Consider the following 17,031-nt stretch of genomic DNA (forward strand, 5'->3'; position numbering starts at 1 on the left):
CTGTCGTAGCAATTCGAGATCTTCCAAGGCCCTCGATGGCAAAGTTGCATCGCAGCGCTCCAGCTATCGAAGCTGCCTATCGTAGAAGTCGGGTTGCAGGTGACGATCTACTGGTTTCTGTCAAGGGAACAACCGGACGTATAGGCCTCGTTCCCAGAGGATTTCGTGGAAACATCAGTCGCGATGTCGCGCGGATACGGCTCCGCGCCGAGCATGACCCGGAGTTTTGGTTTCAGCTGCTTCAATCATCTGAAGCTCAGCAGACTTTGAAGAAGGCTGCAGTTGGTTCGACGCGGCAAGAACTATCTATCTGGACTCTCCGCAGTCTTCTGTTCGCAGTCCCTGGCCGTGTTGAGCAATAGGCGATTGCGGCGCGCCTCATGGACACTGATTCGCTGATCTCGACCTTCGAAGGCCTCATTGCAAAGAAGCAGGCGATCAAGGAGGGGATGATGCAGCAGCTCCTGACCGGCCGAACAAGGCTGCCCGGGTACGCGAAGCCCTGGCGAGATCTGCACGCCGGGGATGTTGGCTACTTCAAGGGCGGGAGCGGCTTTCCAGTGCGCCATCAGGGAGCAGCGTCTGGCAAGTTTCCGTTCTTCAAGGTCTCTGACATGGACAAGGCGGGAAACCAGCTGTTCATGACTTCGGCGAACAACTACATCTCAGAATCACAGCGCAAACAGATCGGTGCGATCGTCATGCCCACCGGCGCAATCGTCTTCGCGAAGGTTGGCGCTGCTGTTTTCCTCGAGCGAAAACGGATCCTTGCTCAGCCAAGTTGTATCGACAACAATATGGCTGCGTTCATGCCGGACACGTCTTCCGCAGATGTTCGCTTCGTTTACTACGTCCTTACAAACTTTCCTATGGCCTCGCTCGTTGCAACGGGCGCACTACCGTCACTCAATGGTCGGCAACTACGGTCCATTCCACTCTCGATGCCCACTGACCTCGATGAGCAGCGTGCGCTCGCCCGGGTCCTCACCGATGCTGATGCCGAGATAGATGTCTTACGAACTCGTGTCGACAAGGCCCGGGCAGCGAAGATCGGCATGATGCAGGAGCTGCTCACCGGCCGCACGCGCCTTCCCGTGGAGGCCACCTCGTGAGTGACGTTGGTCAGCCCGAGCGAGCAACACAGAATCGTGTCGTCAAGCTGTTTAGTGAGTGTCTGGGTTACGAGTAGCTCGGCAACTGGGCGCACCGCAAGGGCAACTCCAACATCGACGTCGCGCTGCTGGTACAAAATCTCAAGGCGCGCGGCTACGACGACAATCTGGTTAACAAGGCGATCGGCCAGCTGCAGAAGGCAGCATGGGTCGGCCCTGGCCATGACCTATACGAAGCCAACCGCGAGGTGTACGGCCTCCTGAGGTACGGCGTGAAGGTCAAGCCTGGCGCCGGCGAGCACTGAGAGACCATTAAGCTGATCGACTGGGATAACTCAGATGCCAATCACTTTGTTGTGGTCGAGGAAGTAACAGTGCTCGGCCAACACACGAAGCGACCCGACATTGTGCTGTACGTCAATGGCCTTGCACTGGCGACGTTGGAACTGAAGCGATCGCACGTCGCTGTAAGCGAGGGCATCCGCCAGACGATCGGTAACCAGAAGCCAGAGTTCATTCGTCCGTTCTTCTCTACCGTGCAATTGATGCTCGCCGGGAATGACGTCGAGGGCTTGCATTATGCGGTCATCGACACAACCGAAAAGTACTGGCTGCAGTGGCGTTTCATCAAGGACATCGATGAGCATCAACGGAAGCAGCTTGAGCGGGACAGCGAGGGCGTCGAGGGACTGCTGGACACGCCGCTGGCGCAGATGTGCAACAGGGACCGCTTCCTCGACATCATTCATAACTTCATCGTCTTCGATGCTGGCGTGAAGAAGACGTGCCGACCCAACCAGTACTTCGGGGTGAAGGCCGGGCAGGCACGTATCGCCAAGCGTGAAGGCGGGATCATCTGGCAAACCCAAGGTTCGGGTAAGAGCCTGACGATGGTGTGGCTGGCCAAGTGGATTCGGGAACATCAGGACGACGCGAGGGTTCTCCTGATTACTGACCGCACCGAGCTGGACGAACAGATCGAGGGCGTCTTTAACGGTATCAACGAGCAGATTTATCGCACCAGCAGCGGCGCTGACTTGATTGACACACTGAACAAGTCGCAGCAGTGGTTGATCTGCTCGCTGGTGCACAAGTTCCGCGGCGGCGACGACGATAAGGATCTCGATGAGGCCCGCGAGGCCTTCATTCGGGAACTGAACGCCAAGATACCCAAGGGCTTTAGGGCCAAGGGCAATCTGTTCGTGTTTGTCGACGAGGCTCATCGAACACAGTCGGGCAAGATGCACACTGCGATGAAGCAGCTGCTGCCGGCGGCGATGTTCATCGGTTTTACAGGTACGCCACTACTCAAGGCCGACAAGGCGACCAGCATCGAGACCTTTGGCAGCTTCATCCACACCTACAAATTCGATGAGGCTGTCGCGGACGGCGTGGTGCTCGATCTGCAGTATGAGGCACGCAGAATCGACCAGGAACTGACGTCGCCCAAGCAGGTGGACAAGTGGTTCGAACTCAAGACCAAGGGCATGACTGATCTCAGCAAGGCAGAGCTGAAAAAGCGTTGGGGCACAATCCACAAGGTCGTTTCGTCGGAACCGCGCGCCAAGCAGATCGTCCAAGACATCTTGATGGACATGGAGACAAAGCCCCGCCTAATGGATAAGCGTGGCAACGCCTTGCTGGTGTGTGCGAGCATCTATCAAGCGACGAAGTTCTATGAGCTGTTCGTGGCCGCCGGGTTCAAAGGCAAGTGCGCGATCGTCACCAGCTACGAGCCGAATGCGAGCGACATCTCCAAAGAGGATTCCGGCGAGGGCAAGACCGAGAAGATTCGCCAGTACGACACGTACCGCAAGATGCTGGCCGATTACTTTCACGAGTCCGAGGACGCGGCGGTAGGCAAGGTCGAGCAGTTCGAGAAAGAGGTCAAAGAGAAGTTTGTCGAACAGCCGGGGCAGATGCGACTACTCATAGTCGTGGACAAGCTACTGACTGGTTTTGACGCACCGAGTGCGACCTACCTATACATCGACAAGAAGATGCGCGATCACGGTCTGTTCCAAGCGATCTGCCGCGTCAATCGTCTAGACGGTGATGACAAAGATTACGGCTATATCGTCGACTACCAGGATCTCTTCAACTCGCTGGAGTCGGCCATCGATGACTACACATCGGGAGCACTCGACGGCTACGACAAGAAGGATATCGAGGGGCTGCTGACCGACCGTCTTGACCAAGCTCGCGACGACTTGGACGAGGCGCTGGAGCGTATCCGTGCGCTGGTGGAACCAGTTGCACCACCTAAGAACACGCTGCAGTACCAGCAATACTTCTGCGCGATCGAACCGGGGAACGCCGAGCAACTCAAAGACAACGAGCCAAAGCGCGTTGAGCTATACAAGGCCGTCGCCGCAGTTACACGTGCATTCGCCAACCTCGCCAACGATATGAACGCCGCCGGATACAGCGATGCCGAAGTCGAGGCGATCAGAACGGAGATTGACCACTATGTAGCAGTGCGGGCTGAAGTGAAGCTCGGTGCGGGTGAAGATATCGATTTTAAGCAGTATGAAGCCGGCATGCGCTTCCTGCTCGATACCTATATCAACGCCCATGCGTCGGAGGTTGTGTCAAACTTCGAGGATACCGGGCTGGTTGACCTGATCGTCAAACTGGGCGCACAAAACGCACTTGCGAAGTTACCCAAGGGTATTCAGAAAGATCCCGAGGCGGTCGCCGAGACGATCATCAACAACATGCGCAAGGTGATCATCGATGAGCGTCCGACCAATCCGAAGTACTACGATTCTATGAGCAAGCTGTTGGACGACATTATCGCGGAACGCCACCAGCAGGCACTTCAGTACGAGGCCTACCTCGCCAAGATTCTCGAAGCCGCTAATAGGCTTGGCACCAAAGAGCCATTGACTGACTACCCAGGATCGCTGGACACCGACGCCAAACGTGCGCTGTATGACTCTCTTGATCGCGACGAGCAACTTGCCCTCGTGGTCGACAAGGCGGTGCTTGAGAGCAAGCGTGCCTCCTGGATCGGCAACCCCCTTAGGGAGCGCAGAGTCGAAAACTCGAGTATTGAAGTACTACCCGACGACTTCGGTGAGCAGCGGTTAGAAGCACTGATGGAACTACTGAAGGCGCAGCATGACTACAGCTAGCGCCTACCTGACCGTTCGCGGGATCGATGTCGATGTCGTTTACAAGGACATCAAGAACCTGCATATCGGCGTCTACCCGCCGATGGGTCGAGTCCGTGTCGCTGCGCCACGCCGCCTCGATGACGAGCAGGTAAGGCTCGCAGTGATTCAGCGGCTGTCATGGATCAAGCGGCAGCGTGGACGGCTGCAATCGACACAGCGCCAATCCGAGCGGGAAATGGTCACTGGCGAATCACATTATGTCTGGGGTATCCGCCGTCGTCTGAAGGTTATCGAACGGCCAGGTCGCGCTCACTTTGAGACCGAGGGAGACCGGCTAATGCTGTACGCCCCCGAGGGCGCCACGCCGCAGCGTCGCCGTGAATACCTCGACGGTTGGTATCGGGAGCAACTACGCCAGGCGGTGCCGGCACTGATCTCGAAATGGGAGCAAAAGCTCCATCTCAAGGTGCCACGATGGAGCATCCGCCGCATGAAGACTAAGTGGGGATCGTGCAACCGCGAGACCCGACATATCTGGATCAACGTCGAACTCGCCAAGAAGCACCCAGACTGCTTGGAGTACATCCTCGTCCACGAGATGACCCACTACCTTGAACGCAACCACGGCGAGCGCTTTACAACACTCATGGACGGTTTCATGCCCGACTGGCGCAGTCGGCGTGACCAGCTGAACGACGCTCCGCTGGCGGAGGAGGATTGGGAACAGCGCCGTGCTTGAATCAATGAGTGACCATCGGGAGCGCACGCGGCGGTTGGTCCACGTAAACAACTTTCGGGGAGAGCTGCTGCCGCATGACTGACAACGTATTACGCACACCGCTCTGGGACGACAACCCCTCGGAAGTCGATCTGCTGGGCTTCGACGCTGTCGTTGCTCCCATCGTAGATGCCATCGTGGCGGAGGAACTCGATCCACTGACGATTGGGGTTCATGCGAAGTGGGGCGGCGGCAAATCGACCGTGCTGAACCTTATTGACGACGCGCTCTTCGACGTCGACGGTGTCCGCGTAGTCAGTACAAACCCGTGGGAGTTCGATGATCACGAGGATGTCAAGGGCACCATTATCGCGGAAGTGCTCGACGGTTTGCGCGAGCACTTTGATCAAGATGCCGGCCTAACCGAGAAGATCGGAGAGCTGCTCGGGCGGATCAGCTGGTCACGGGTTGGCACAGTCGTGGCGAAAGGAGTTCTCACCCAAACGTTGGACTTCGCGGGCTTGGCGGAGGCCTTGAAGCCGAAGTCGCGCAACTCACCTGAATCGATGGCTGGCTTCAAGACAGAATTTGGCAAGCTGATCGATTCATTGCCGGATACACGACGCATTGTCGTTTTGGTTGATGACCTGGATCGCTGTATGCCCTCCGCGACGGTCGCCACCTTGGAGGCAATCAAGCTCTTTCTCTCCGTGTCTGGCATGGTTTTCGTCATCGCAGCCGATCAGGACATGGTTCGTGATGCCATCGCGATGAACCTCGGGGGGTCGCCGGAGTCCAGCCGATATGCCCAGCGCTACCTCGACAAGATTGTCCAGCTGCCGGTTTCTTTGCCGGTCCTGCCTGCGCATGAGGCAGACGCGTACCTCGGGCTTCTGCTTGCGAAGGCCGGATTGGATGACGACGCATTCACGGCCCTCGTCGCCCACGCGAGCGACCGTCGCAAGGCGAACAAGGTTCCGCTGCTGTCTGAAATGGACGGCCTTGCGGCCAAGCCCGATGACGACACACTCAGACTCGCAAGTCAGCTCGTCCACGGCCTGCGAAGCGACAAGGTCGTCAATCCGCGTGAGATCAAGCGTTTTCTCAACGCTTTTCAAGTCCGAAACCGAATCGCGCAGGCACGCGGCGTAAGCGTTCGTGCGGATGTTCTCGCGAAGCTGCTCTTGCTCGAAGATCGCTTCAGGGTAGATTTCGAGAAGCTGGTCAACACGCCTGATCTGGAGCGAAAAACACTGCTGGACACCTGGCAGAAGTGGGCTTCGGGAGAGGGCAGCGCCAAGCCCGAGGGTGTTTCTGAGGATAGTAGAGAATGGGCTGCGGCTGAGCCCGACCTGTCGTCTGAGAAAATCGGCCCATACCTGACTCTTGCCGCGTCGCTTGCTATTACACGCCAGAGCGGCACGCCGCTTGACGCGGAGCTTGCTGCCCTATTGGCCGAATTGACCGGTGACTCAGAGACTCTGCGACGCACGGCGGTCGACAAACTCGTCGAGCGGTCGGAAGATGATCAGCGCATTGCGATTGAGGCGCTGTTCGCCCAGGCGCGCCGACAAGATGAGGGCGGGTCGACCATCAGCTCGCTTATCGACATCGCGGGAACGGCTCCCGCTCTCGCTCAAGACGTTGCCGCTGGACTGAAAGAGAGCTGCTGGAAGCAGATTGACGTGGGTAATGCCGTCGAGATGGGGAGTTCAAAGGTCCCCGAAATTGCGACCGTGGCGCGACAACTGGCTGAAGACGAGGTGATCGATGCAGAGGTGAGGCAGGCGGCCCTTAACGTGCTCGATGGAGGTACTAATTAATGGGCACTTCAGGCTCGTATGGCGGGAGTGCCAAGCAGGTTTGGAAGGACGCTCGGCAGCAGATTCTTGACCTCCCGCCGGGCGCTGGCAGTGGTGATTCGGGAGGCGGCGAGCAGCCAAGCGAGAAACCTCTGGAAGATCTTTGGGGATCGATCGGTGATGCGCTTGATTCCGACGATCCCTCGCTTCACCGGCCGATAGTCGACGAATCGAAGATCGCGTTACCCGCGCTGATCCCGTGGCTCGGCCGCCCCGGCAGAGGGTCCAGCGGCTCTGATGGCGGTAGCGACGGTGGAGGCAACGGACGGGTCCGCTCGGGAGCGGGACGCCAAGGCTCTGGTTCTCGCCGGCAGGTGACTCGGAGTGCTGCACGTGGCGGCGCCGCGCTCGGTGCCGCATACGCCGTTCGTAGGGGCGACGCCGACTACTTGAAGGAGCTTGGGCTCGACCTCACTCGTTTGCAGGGCCTTAGCCCGATACGGCAGTGTGCCGAGATTCTTGACGCGGTGCTCGGAGAAGGCGCTCATCCGGACGAAATGGCACTACGCAAGGCGTCACTTGAGGCTCTCAAAGATGTTCTGACGAAGGGTGAACCACCGGATGAGATGGTGTCGCTGCGGGCTTTCGTTGTGAGCTATGTCTTTGAGCTATCTCTGGTGGAGCTACAGCGACAGGTAAACGAGGGTGCTCTTTCACCTGATGGCGTGGCGAAGAAAGAGCGCACGATCCGTGTCTATCTCGAAAAGCGGGTCCAGGATCTACCTATTCCTGGCGGAGGAGTCATCCAGCCGCGTGATCTGCGAACGCGAGCGGCCGAGCTGACAAAGGAAGTGATTAAGCTGCTGCGAGCACGCGGCGGAGGCACGCCGTGAACCTGGAGGTCCGCCCGGTCCAGTCGTAGCCGATCCACCACGACTTCACGCAAGTTGGGTGGGGAGAGCCAGGGGAGTCCGATTCGGACGTCGACGCGTCGCTGAACGCGTGGCTGTCACAACTCGGTGATGTCAGTGACCGGGTCATCGATCTTGTTCGACTTGCAGGCGCGGCGTACATTGCCGACCGGCTTCGACCCCGTGGCGCCGGCTTCTCCCGAACGATGCGTGTCCATGTCCATCTCACCGATGTCGCAGCGTGGACGCCGCTACTCGCGCAGTTTGAACGATTGCTGGATTGGGTGTCGGGGGATGCGTGGGAACTGAGCGCATCCGATGCCACCGCGCCGCGACCAGTCCTGGGCCAGCAGCCGTTCATCCCGCCCGATGATGTGCCCGACGCCGTCTCACTTCTCGGCGGCGGGCTCGACTCGTTCAGCGGTGCTGTGCTGAAGGGCGCGCCCGGACTGTTCCTCTCGCACACCGACAATCCAACGGTGACTGGCGCCCAGAGGCGCACATGGAATTGGTTGACTAGCAACGGGGTCGAGGGCGAGTGTGTCCGACTCTCGCTGAATGAAGCCAGTCGCAAGCGTGAGAACACAACACGTACTCGCGCACTCCTCTTCTATGCCCTGGCTGTGGCTCTCGCTGATGCTCGTGGCATAGATCGCGTCGAAGTGTCTGAGAACGGGTTTACAGGGCTCAATCTTTCGCTTGGTAACGACAGAGGGGGCGTGTTGTCAACCCGATCCACGCATCCGTGGACCATGCACCTGATGCAAAGACTGCTCGATGACGCTGGGATCGATATTGAACTCGTGAACCCTTACGAATGGCAGACAAAGGGTGAACTGGTGCGGGCAGCGGCGGATGTCTGCCCGGCATTCGCTGAAGGGTTGGTGACAACACTGTCGTGCGCGAAGCTCGACGGGCGGACGTACAAGGGCGGGAATCCTAACTTGAACTGCGGTCTCTGCGTCGCTTGCCTTACACGTAGGGCTTCGATTCGTGCGGCGGGTCTTGAGGACAAGACTCCTTACCTTGCAACGATATTGACCGGCACGTCACTTGACCAGCTTCGCTCCCGACGTGGACTCGATGTCAGGGCAGTTATGAGCCGGGTGGAGGCCGAGATCGACGAATTCACGCTTCTGGAGAATGGTCCGTACCCTGATGACTTTGACCTCTCGGCAGCCGCTGAGCTCTGCCGTCGCGGATTTGCGTAGCTTGCGGTAGTGCTTGCGGAGCTGACGTAGTGGGCCTGCCTAGCTTGGATTGTCACGCGCATGTATCGCCTAGCGTCACGAACCGTCAGATCGCTCAGCTTGGTACGGCAATCGTCTTTGCCATGACCCGGGAGCCCGCGGAGGCAGTCGAGGCCGCGCAACGCCGCGACCACAACATCCTCTGGGGCTGCGGAGCACACCCCTCATACGTCGCGCGTGGCGGAGCTGTCGACCTCGACGAGTTCGCCCGTTGTGCAACGGGCTTCGCCATCGTCGGAGAGATCGGCATGGACCGTCGAAGCGGTAACCTGCATCATCAGGCGGAAGTGTTCGATGCACTACTCGATCGACTCAAGGACGAGCCAGTGCTCTTGTCAGTACACAGCGCAGGCTGCACGGCGGAAGTCGCCAAGATCGTCCGCCTACGCCGGACTCAAGGTGTAATCATGCACTGGTTTTCCGGCCGGCCCGAAGAGGTCGACGAGCTGCTATCGCTTGGGTGCTATTTCTCAGTGAACACAGCCATGCGCCGTGAAATCCTCACCGCTCTGCCGCTAGACCGGCTTCTACCGGAGACCGACTTCCCAGTTGCTCGAAGGCGTACTGGGAGCAAGCCTGGTGACACTGACCAGCTTGAGAAGCTTCTCGCCGAGATCCACGACTCTGATCCAATGCACGTGCGGCGTCAGTTCTACCGAAACCTCAGACGGATGTCTGTCGGCACAGGGGCGATCGATCGAATGCCGATGCACGTAGCGGACTTGCTGCTCGCCGCATAAAGGCGTGCTTCCGATCGGACGTGGCTGGAACCAATTCGCTCATGCGGCGGGGTTAACGATTGCGCCATCGACAGCCGCTACAACGACAAGCGTCCAACTCAGCGCGCCTAAGTTACCAGTATGGAGTGAGATCTGCTGCTGGCTGGTCTCGATCTACAGGTATTCCAAGTGCCAAGCGGGAGATTAATCCGAAAGTCGATCAGTGAGCCGCGCGCATCATAATGCCGCGCTCGTGAAGTGCCTTCCAGACGCTGCCCTTACTCTTGCCAAGCTGGTGCGCGATGGCGCGAATGGATAGGCCTTCTTCGACGTAGAGTGTGATAGCTCGGTCGATCTCCCGTTCCGTCATTGGTTGGTAGCGCATGGCGATGCCATGGTCGGCCAAAATCTTGAGCACTCCGCCCTTCGAAACGCCGTAGCGTCGGCAGAGTTCGTTGGTGGAGGTGCCGGAGCGATAGGTGGCAACTAGATCCGTGATGGCGTCGGGAGAGAGTCGCCGGTCAAGCCGATGTGGCCGTGCTGGCGGGTTTGTGCCGGTCAGAGGGCGTTTTGGTGTTGTATCGATCAGTGCAGCCAGTCGACGAAGACCTACTACGTCATGGTTTGAATAGTTTTGCAACAGGCCGACACAAGTCAGCGTGCATTTTTGGCCGTCTGACCGTCCGTTTCCGGTCGTTTGACCCACATGTTTGACCCAAACCAGCTCTGGAAGGCACCCCTAAACCCGTTTGCTGTGCGGCGGACAATCGACCCATGACGTGCGACGGATCTACCGGGGAGCCTCCCGAACCGGTGCAGGCTCGCGGCATCGTTGACCGGGCGACCGGGATTGAGAAAGCCCGCGCCTCTTGTCAGTGGCTCTTTGACGACGCGAAGGAGGTTCTTGGTCGCACGAACGACATGATTTGCGGCGGGCACCTTCTTGTGATGGGTCTGGCGAGTCGCGCGGCCGGGTTACACGACGGCGCGGTCCATGCCCTCGGCGCCGACAACCCGTTGGTCGCCTACACACTGTTGCGCTCGTACGTGGAGAACGCTGCCGCGGTGCTTTACGCCAAGGACCACCCGGCCCAGCTTCATAGGATTCTCGGATTTGGTCGTTCACGGCCGGTCAAGGTGGGCACCATCACGAACTACGCGGAGCAAGGCACCGACCGACTCGAATGCCTTGCCGAGCAATCAATTTGACTTTTGTCGGCCCTATTAGCCCAAGGTGACCACTTCGTATAGCTGGAAGTATCCGCAGGTCAAGGCGCTCGGCGTTTAGTCTACCGGCATGGACCGCATCTGGCAGTGGGCGTGGGATCGGTACGGTGCGAGGTACTCGTGGGCGATCTTTACAATCAGTATCCTTACGCTGCTCCCGGTCTGGATCGTGGCGTCGATGATCATTACCGCTTACGAGCACTCCAATCATTACTTCGAGACGGCTGCTCTCACCGTTGTGGCCGTGCCAGTGCTGGTGTACGCCATCGTTCTTCCTGGCCTAGGCCGACTCCGCTCCGTTGAGCGGTGGGCGGCGGCCCAGCAGGTCGATCGGGCGACAGCTCTGGCGGACACCTACAGGTACGTTCGGGAAACGTTCTTCCGAGCCATGGTCGTCACCGCCGTTTGGGCCACTATCCTTGCGGTCGTTGTCGGTGCGATCGCCGGAGCGACCTGGTGGCGGGTCGTCCAGTACGGCGTATGGGGTGCCGTCCTCGGAGCCACCACCCAGCTGGCCGCGAGCCACAGCTTCTCGGAAGTATCCCTACGGCCAGCGCGGGCCGCGTTAACCGGTGATACGGGGATCGGTGATTCCCTGCCGCGCTCTCGCCCGACTTTTGCCGCCTGGGCCAACATGTTCATGCTGGGCGTCGCTTTCGTCTTCGCCCTGGCGGGCGCGATGCTGGCGGCTGTGTTCCATCGGGTCGGTGAGGTTCCCCTGCTCGCTGTCGTCATCGCCTTTAGCTTGGCGTTTGGCATGGGGCTGCCGATCACCGTCGGCGCCGGGTTTTCGCCTTCCCTCCAACCGATTCGCGACCTTGCCGAAGGCACCAAACGTGTTGCGGTCGGTGACTACAGCCAACGCTTGCCCGTGGTTCAAGACGATGACCTCGGTGTGCTGGCCGCCTCGTTCAACCGCATGCAGGCCGGTTTGGCCGAGCGGCGACGACTTCACGCCGCGTTCGGCACTTACGTTGATCCAGCTCTGGCGGCCCGACTGCTCGAGCAGGGTGACGATGTGTTCACCGGTGAACGCCGCGAAGTTACCGTGATGTTCATCGACATCCGCGACTTCACCCCATTTGCCGAAGCCAACACCGCCGAGGACACGGTCGCCCGCCTCAACGCGCTGTTCGAGATCGTGGTGCCCGGCGTCGTCGACGTCGGTGGGCACGTGAACAAGTTCCTGGGCGACGGCGCACTGGCTGTTTTCGGGGCACCAAATGACCTTCAGGATCACGCTGACGCCGCAGTACGCGCCGCCGTGAAGATCCACCGTCTTGTTGCTGAGCGATTCGGCCAGGAGCTTCGCATCGGCGTTGGGATCAACACCGGCGTGATCATCGCAGGAACCATCGGCGGCGGGGGCAAGCTGGAGTTCACCCTGATTGGTGATGCCGTCAACGTGGCCGCCCGCGTCGAGCAACTCACCAAGACCACCGGTGACACGATCCTGCTCACCCAACAGTGCGTTGATGCTTTGGTGTCGCAACCCCCTGGACTCATCGATCGGGGATTCCATGTGCTGAAAGGGAAAACAGCCGCTGTCCAGGTCTTCGGCCTAGACCAGAAGACCGAGGCGCGAGTCGAACTGGCCCGCTGAGGGAAGCACTTTGGCTGCGGCTTTCGAGACGCTCACGACGAAAGAAATGCGACAGTCGGCCGCCCGGTTAGGTGCGGCGTTGCTGGCGACAGGCCAACACCATCAACGACGGGCCAACACCGTCAATGGGTCAGGTTGTCGTCCTCCGGTGGGTTCATGAAGCTGTTTCGTAGTTGCCCAATGGAGTTGCGAGAGCTGTCCAGACGATCGAACGAGTTCCAACACCTGGTCGCCATGCTGACTGCGCTTTCTTCCGACGGGGGCCGTCATCGATGAGTCGGTCGAGTTGATGGAGTGCTGCGGGGGTTGCACGGGTGGTGAAGGCGGTCAGGAAGGTGTCGACGAGGTCTGGGCCGGTGATGGTGGGGCAGGCGATGGCAGCGATCGCTAGGCGGGAATGGTCGTCGATGATGTTGAGGATTTCTGCGCCGCTGTGATCGGCGAAATGCCAGTGTGTGACGTCGGGTTGCCAGCGTCGGAGCGGGTCTTGTTTTTCGGGGGAGGGATCAGTCGGGGACCGAGTTGCCGAACAACGTCAGCCGAACACCGACGCGCCTGCCGCTCTGACTCCGTCGGCCTTGGCGTCGGCGGAGGCCTGACGGTCGCCGCCGCATTCCGGGCCAGTAGACCGTCGCGCGCCGCGCGCCGTCGAGGTCGGCCCGTAACCGCGCAAGATCTAATGCTTGGCCCGTCATGGCCCGACATCACAGGACCTCAGGGATTATTCGGGATCCAGAACGAGGGGGCCTCCTTGGCGGCGACGCGCGACACGGTCTCCGTCAGCGACGGATTCGTTGAGGGCGCGCAGCCGATTCAAGCTGATGTGTGCTTGCCCGTTGGACCCGACGGGTCCCGCAGCGGCGGCAGCGATTTCGAACGGGCCGTTGTAGACGACCTCAGGGTGTTCGTCGGACTTGCGCGACAAGCGGAGCACAATCAGGGCCGAGGCATGGTCGTGGGAAGTAGGCCTGATGGCGATGCCGCTGGTGCCGTAGGTGCCCTTGATCTCGACTGCGCGGTGGTCCTCGCTGATCGCATCATGTCCCGGTGTCGACGGCGGCATGAGCGTGATATCGAAGAGCGTCTCGGCCGCAGCTTCTGCCAACGACCCAACGAGGTGTCCGTCGAGGGGAAATTTCCGACCCGGATGCAATAGCTCGAGTTCCTCGACGATCGCGTGCAGGCGGTCGACCAGTGCCGCCGTCCGCTGCATCCGCTCTTCGCGATCCCGCCACTTGCCGCTGGTGGGTGCTGGCATGAGCAGTGTCCTAACTCCAAGGTGCAGTTCGGCCAACACTGCAAACCCTACTGATTTGCCGGTCACCTGAATTGCCCAAGCCTCAGGTTAAAACGACGGGGCGTCCGTCGACCACCACGGCCGTGATGACCAGCTGCGCCATCGACCTGGCTGACCTAGCGAAACGGAGAGATGCTGACGATGTCGCGCGACAGCTGCCAACGATGTCGCGGAATGCGACACGGTCGGCCCGACGAATGAGCGTTTTCGTTTAATGCGTCGCGCTTGAGGTCTGGCCGGTGCGTCACGGTTGTCTGGCCGACCGCACCGAAAACGCGCCCGGCCGCGACGCCACGATTTCCCCACGCCCAATCGTCACCGGACGCCATTGAGCTGCCTTTTCCTCTCGGCAGCGCAGTGCGATCGATTCTTACCGCTGAGATCCGTCTTCCCCGATTCCAGCTTGTCGTCACTGCTCTGGCGTCTGCGTGAGACGAACCCGCGGCGCAGAGCAAAAACGGGCTATCTCAACTTGTGCAACATCGTTGACCTGTGGCCTATCTCTGCAATTGTGGCGGGCAAGCGCACGCGGTTGGTCGGAGGGCACGAGAATGTCATTTGCGATGGTGAGGCCGGAGTGGGTGACCGCGGCAGCATCGGATCTGGCGGGTATCGGGTCATCGGTCGGTGCGGCAAACGCGGCCGCGGCGGGCTCGACCACGGCCGTGCTGGCCGCTGGCGCCGATGAGGTATCGGCGGTGATTGCGGGGTTCTTCGGCACCCACGCACAGGAGTATCAGGCGATCAGTGCGCGGGTGGCGACCTATCACCAGCAGTTTGTGCAAAGCCTCAACGGCTCCGCCGGCGCCTATGCGGCCGCGGAGGCGGCCAGTGCCTCGTCCTTGCAGACCCTCATGCGCGACGCCCTGAACCTCATCAATGCACCCACCAACGCATTGTTGGGACGCCCGCTGATCGGCAACGGCGCCAACGGTGCCCCGGGGACCGGTCAAGCCGGAGGGCCCGGCGGGATCTTGTGGGGTAACGGCGGTGCTGGCGGGTCCGGGGCGCCCGGGCAGTCCGGCGGTGTCGGCGGGGCGGCGGGCTTGTTCGGCAATGGCGGGACCGGCGGCGCCGGCGGTGCGGGCGGCACTGGCGGCGTCGGGGGCCAAGTCAACGCCGAAGGCGTGGTCGGTGCCGGCGGTCCGGGCGGCACTGGCGGCGTCGCGGGCGCGGGCGGCGCGGCCGGACTGTTTGGGAGCCCCGGTCACGCGGGCATTGGCGGGCAGACCGGCACCAATGGCGCTGCCGGCGGCGGCGGTTTCGGATTCCGCGAGGACTTCATCAACAACACCGGTCTGCCCGACAACCAGATCTACGTGACCGAAATCGGCCAGACGACACCCGGCCACTGGGCTTGGATCGACCAGAACGGGGTTGCCCACCCCATCGACCACAACGCCGCCGATGCCCCGGGCCACCTGACGAAGGACGGCGTGAACTACGCCAACATGTCGTTCACTCTCGACCAAGCGGGCAACCTGACGACGCCGTCGGAATTTCAGGGCGGCCGGGTATTCATCTCGATGAAGCAGCCGCTCTACATCGCCATCAGCCCCGGACAACATGGGCTGGGCGGGTCCCGACCCGGCCAACCCGGCCGATCCGAACTACAGCACCGTCTATGACTGGTATGAGATGACCTTCAACAACGGCGCAATCCCGTTCGGCGGCAACACAACACAGGTGGACCAGTTCGGGTTCCCGTTCTCGGTGACGGTGACCCAGGACTCCAGCGGCTTTGCGGGCACCAGCGGCCTGACGCTGTCGCGGGCTCAGGTGTTCCAGCAGTTTGCGACCACGGTCCCCACGGAGTTCCAGTCACTTGTCGTCCACGATGCCACCGGGGACCCGGTGCGGATCCTGTCCCCGCGGACCGCCCAGCCGGGAGGCCTGTCCACCTGCCTTGATCCATCGATCAATGACTTCTGGACGACCTACCAGACCAACCAGTTCAACTACGACGGGCCCGGGTACACGGTGCAGGGCAGCGTCAACGCCAGCGACCAGTTCGTCTACAGCGTGACCCTCACCGGGGGCAGCTCCACGACCTACACGATGGTCAAGCCGACGACGGCGGAAGTCTTCGCCGCCAATGGCCCGTTCGTGGGCACCGCCCAACAGGGTGCGTTCCTCGCCGAACTCGATGCGGCGTTCAACCGGGGTGTCGCGATCTCGCCCGACCAATGGTCCAACGTCGCCGACTACTACCCGACAGGCGGGCGGTGGAACAACTGGGCGGAGTTCTTCCATTCCGACAGCATCAACAACCTGGCCTACGGCTTCCCTTTCGACGACGTGAACAGCCAGAGTTCGGTGCTGATCCTCGACAACTCTCGGCCGCCGACCGAGCTGTCGTTCAACCTTGGGGGCTGATGCCTCCCAAGGCCGGTGCCAATGGGGCCGGGGCATCGGGGGTCTGTGCTGAGACGAAGCCGCGGAACCGAGCCCCGACTGCTCAGATCACCCCGGGTATCAAGGCTTTTCGCTCGGCGGGGTAGTCGGGGAACTTCTCGCGGTACCACTTCTGCGTGGCGAACGCTCGTGGAACCAGATTGCCTGCCGTGATCGCAAAGATGGCACCCCCGGCCAGCGACCAGGTCAGCAGGGCGAACCCGGCCCAGGCGATCAGCTCGCCCAAGTACGCGGGACTGGTGACGAACCGGAACCCGCCGCCGTAGGGGATCTGGTACTCGGTGGCACCCGGGTTTTTCTTGTCCCGCAGATTGCGCACGATCGACTCCGACCAGACCAGCAGGACGAATCCGGCCAGATACACGAGCGTCCCGAGCAGAAACCGCGGATCGGTCAGCCACTTGGTGTCGTACTGATGCCGGTAGTCGTGGCTGAAGAACGCCCCGTTGAGATATCCGTGCATCGAGGTGATCACCATTCCGGCCGCGAGCACCGAGATGTTGAAGCTGCTGCGCTTTCCCGGCACCTGCCTGATCGACAGGGGGAAGAACCAGCCCCGGTTGCCGTAGTGCAGCAGCCAGACGGCCGCAAGCACCAGCGGCGCGGCATCGAATCGTTGTGGGCCGGTGAGATAGAAGATGGCGAACACCACGGTTGCCGGGATCTCCATCAGCCACCAGCCCAGCTTCGGGTTCAGATTCACCCCGCCCGCGGTGGCGCCGAAGCGACCATAGGGACTCTGCATAAACAAGCCGCCGATGATGACCAACGCTGCGACGGCCAGGGCGATCGTCAAGACGGTGTCATAGGTCGTGTTGCCGGTGTTACCAGTTCAATCGAGCTCCTTCCGAGAGCGCC

Annotated in this window: 12 protein-coding genes and 2 pseudogenes; 11 read left to right on the forward strand and 3 right to left on the reverse strand. The window is 60.8% G+C overall.

What is annotated here, in order from left to right; translation table 11 throughout:
- Positions 1 to 380 precede the first annotated feature (380 nt).
- From SHTP_RS10655 to SHTP_RS10685, 7 genes are all read left to right on the forward strand, one after another.
- A complete protein-coding gene (locus SHTP_RS10655; RefSeq protein ID WP_096370573.1) occupies positions 381 to 1,112 on the forward strand; it encodes a restriction endonuclease subunit S in 732 nt (243 codons plus the stop codon).
- Positions 1,113 to 1,468: 356 nt separating this feature from the next.
- Positions 1,469 to 4,249 (forward strand): type I restriction endonuclease subunit R, encoded by a 2,781-nt coding sequence (locus SHTP_RS10660; protein ID WP_231991367.1) that lies wholly within the window; start codon positions 1,469 to 1,471, stop codon positions 4,247 to 4,249.
- Positions 4,236 to 4,970, forward strand: a complete 735-nt coding sequence (locus SHTP_RS10665; RefSeq protein WP_096370574.1) for a M48 family metallopeptidase — start codon at positions 4,236 to 4,238, stop codon at positions 4,968 to 4,970. Before SHTP_RS10660 ends, SHTP_RS10665 begins: the two co-directional genes overlap by 14 nt.
- A 74-nt stretch (positions 4,971 to 5,044) precedes the next feature.
- On the forward strand, positions 5,045 to 6,772 hold the full coding sequence (locus tag SHTP_RS10670) for a KAP family P-loop NTPase fold protein (protein ID WP_096370575.1): 1,728 nt from the start codon (positions 5,045 to 5,047) through the stop codon (positions 6,770 to 6,772).
- Complete coding sequence (locus tag SHTP_RS10675; RefSeq protein ID WP_096370576.1) at positions 6,772 to 7,644, forward strand: Qat anti-phage system associated protein QatB; 873 nt, start codon at positions 6,772 to 6,774, stop codon at positions 7,642 to 7,644. Before SHTP_RS10670 ends, SHTP_RS10675 begins: the two co-directional genes overlap by 1 nt.
- Before the next feature lie 224 nt (positions 7,645 to 7,868).
- Positions 7,869 to 8,873, forward strand: a complete 1,005-nt coding sequence (locus SHTP_RS10680; RefSeq protein ID WP_231991369.1) for a hypothetical protein — start codon at positions 7,869 to 7,871, stop codon at positions 8,871 to 8,873.
- A gap of 29 nt (positions 8,874 to 8,902) precedes the next feature.
- Complete coding sequence (locus SHTP_RS10685; RefSeq protein ID WP_036426643.1) at positions 8,903 to 9,652, forward strand: TatD family hydrolase; 750 nt, start codon at positions 8,903 to 8,905, stop codon at positions 9,650 to 9,652.
- Positions 9,653 to 9,851: 199 nt separating this feature from the next.
- Here SHTP_RS10685 and SHTP_RS10690 read toward each other — a convergent pair whose 3' ends face one another.
- A complete protein-coding gene (locus SHTP_RS10690) occupies positions 9,852 to 10,337 on the reverse strand; it encodes a helix-turn-helix domain-containing protein (RefSeq protein ID WP_036426641.1) in 486 nt (161 codons plus the stop codon).
- A gap of 68 nt (positions 10,338 to 10,405) precedes the next feature.
- Between SHTP_RS10690 and SHTP_RS28805 the strand changes: the two genes are divergently transcribed.
- Together SHTP_RS28805 and SHTP_RS10700 are read left to right on the forward strand one after the other, a co-directional pair.
- Complete coding sequence (locus SHTP_RS28805) at positions 10,406 to 10,840, forward strand: hypothetical protein (protein ID WP_231991760.1); 435 nt, start codon at positions 10,406 to 10,408, stop codon at positions 10,838 to 10,840.
- Between the two features lie 88 nt (positions 10,841 to 10,928).
- A complete protein-coding gene (locus SHTP_RS10700; RefSeq protein WP_096370577.1) occupies positions 10,929 to 12,461 on the forward strand; it encodes an adenylate/guanylate cyclase domain-containing protein in 1,533 nt (510 codons plus the stop codon).
- 721 nt (positions 12,462 to 13,182) lie between these two features.
- Here SHTP_RS10700 and SHTP_RS10705 read toward each other — a convergent pair.
- Complete coding sequence (locus SHTP_RS10705; RefSeq protein ID WP_020787585.1) at positions 13,183 to 13,719, reverse strand: DUF6998 domain-containing protein; 537 nt, start codon at positions 13,717 to 13,719, stop codon at positions 13,183 to 13,185.
- Between the two features lie 590 nt (positions 13,720 to 14,309).
- On the opposite strand from SHTP_RS10705, the pseudogene SHTP_RS28810 reads away from it, so the two are divergent.
- Together SHTP_RS28810 and SHTP_RS28815 are read left to right on the forward strand one after the other, a co-directional pair.
- Positions 14,310 to 15,026 (forward strand): annotated as a pseudogene (locus SHTP_RS28810) (PE family protein); the annotation flags it as partial.
- Between the two features lie 72 nt (positions 15,027 to 15,098).
- A pseudogene (locus SHTP_RS28815) lies at positions 15,099 to 16,134 on the forward strand (glycoside hydrolase family 64 protein); the annotation flags it as partial.
- Between the two features lie 82 nt (positions 16,135 to 16,216).
- On the opposite strand, the gene SHTP_RS10720 reads toward SHTP_RS28815, so the two are convergent.
- On the reverse strand, positions 16,217 to 16,969 hold the full coding sequence (locus tag SHTP_RS10720) for a phosphatidylethanolamine N-methyltransferase family domain-containing protein (protein WP_096370578.1): 753 nt from the start codon (positions 16,967 to 16,969) through the stop codon (positions 16,217 to 16,219).
- Positions 16,970 to 17,031: the final 62 nt, after the last annotated feature.

Source organism: Mycobacterium ulcerans subsp. shinshuense, assembly GCF_002355775.1.
GTDB lineage: Bacteria > Actinomycetota > Actinomycetes > Mycobacteriales > Mycobacteriaceae > Mycobacterium > Mycobacterium marinum.

Bases quoted from the DNA above. Each gene is read 5' to 3' on its own strand.
- SHTP_RS10655 (WP_096370573.1), top strand. From the start codon at position 381: ATGGACACTGATTCGCTGATCTCGACCTTCGAAGGCCTCATTGCAAAG.
- SHTP_RS10665 (WP_096370574.1), top strand. From the start codon at position 4,236: ATGACTACAGCTAGCGCCTACCTGACCGTTCGCGGGATCGATGTCGAT.
- SHTP_RS10670 (WP_096370575.1), top strand. From the start codon at position 5,045: ATGACTGACAACGTATTACGCACACCGCTCTGGGACGACAACCCCTCG.
- SHTP_RS10675 (WP_096370576.1), top strand. From the start codon at position 6,772: ATGGGCACTTCAGGCTCGTATGGCGGGAGTGCCAAGCAGGTTTGGAAG.
- SHTP_RS10680 (WP_231991369.1), top strand. From the start codon at position 7,869: ATGCGTGTCCATGTCCATCTCACCGATGTCGCAGCGTGGACGCCGCTA.
- SHTP_RS28805 (WP_231991760.1), top strand. From the start codon at position 10,406: ATGACGTGCGACGGATCTACCGGGGAGCCTCCCGAACCGGTGCAGGCT.
- SHTP_RS10700 (WP_096370577.1), top strand. From the start codon at position 10,929: ATGGACCGCATCTGGCAGTGGGCGTGGGATCGGTACGGTGCGAGGTAC.
- SHTP_RS10705 (WP_020787585.1), bottom strand. From the start codon at position 13,719: ATGCCAGCACCCACCAGCGGCAAGTGGCGGGATCGCGAAGAGCGGATG.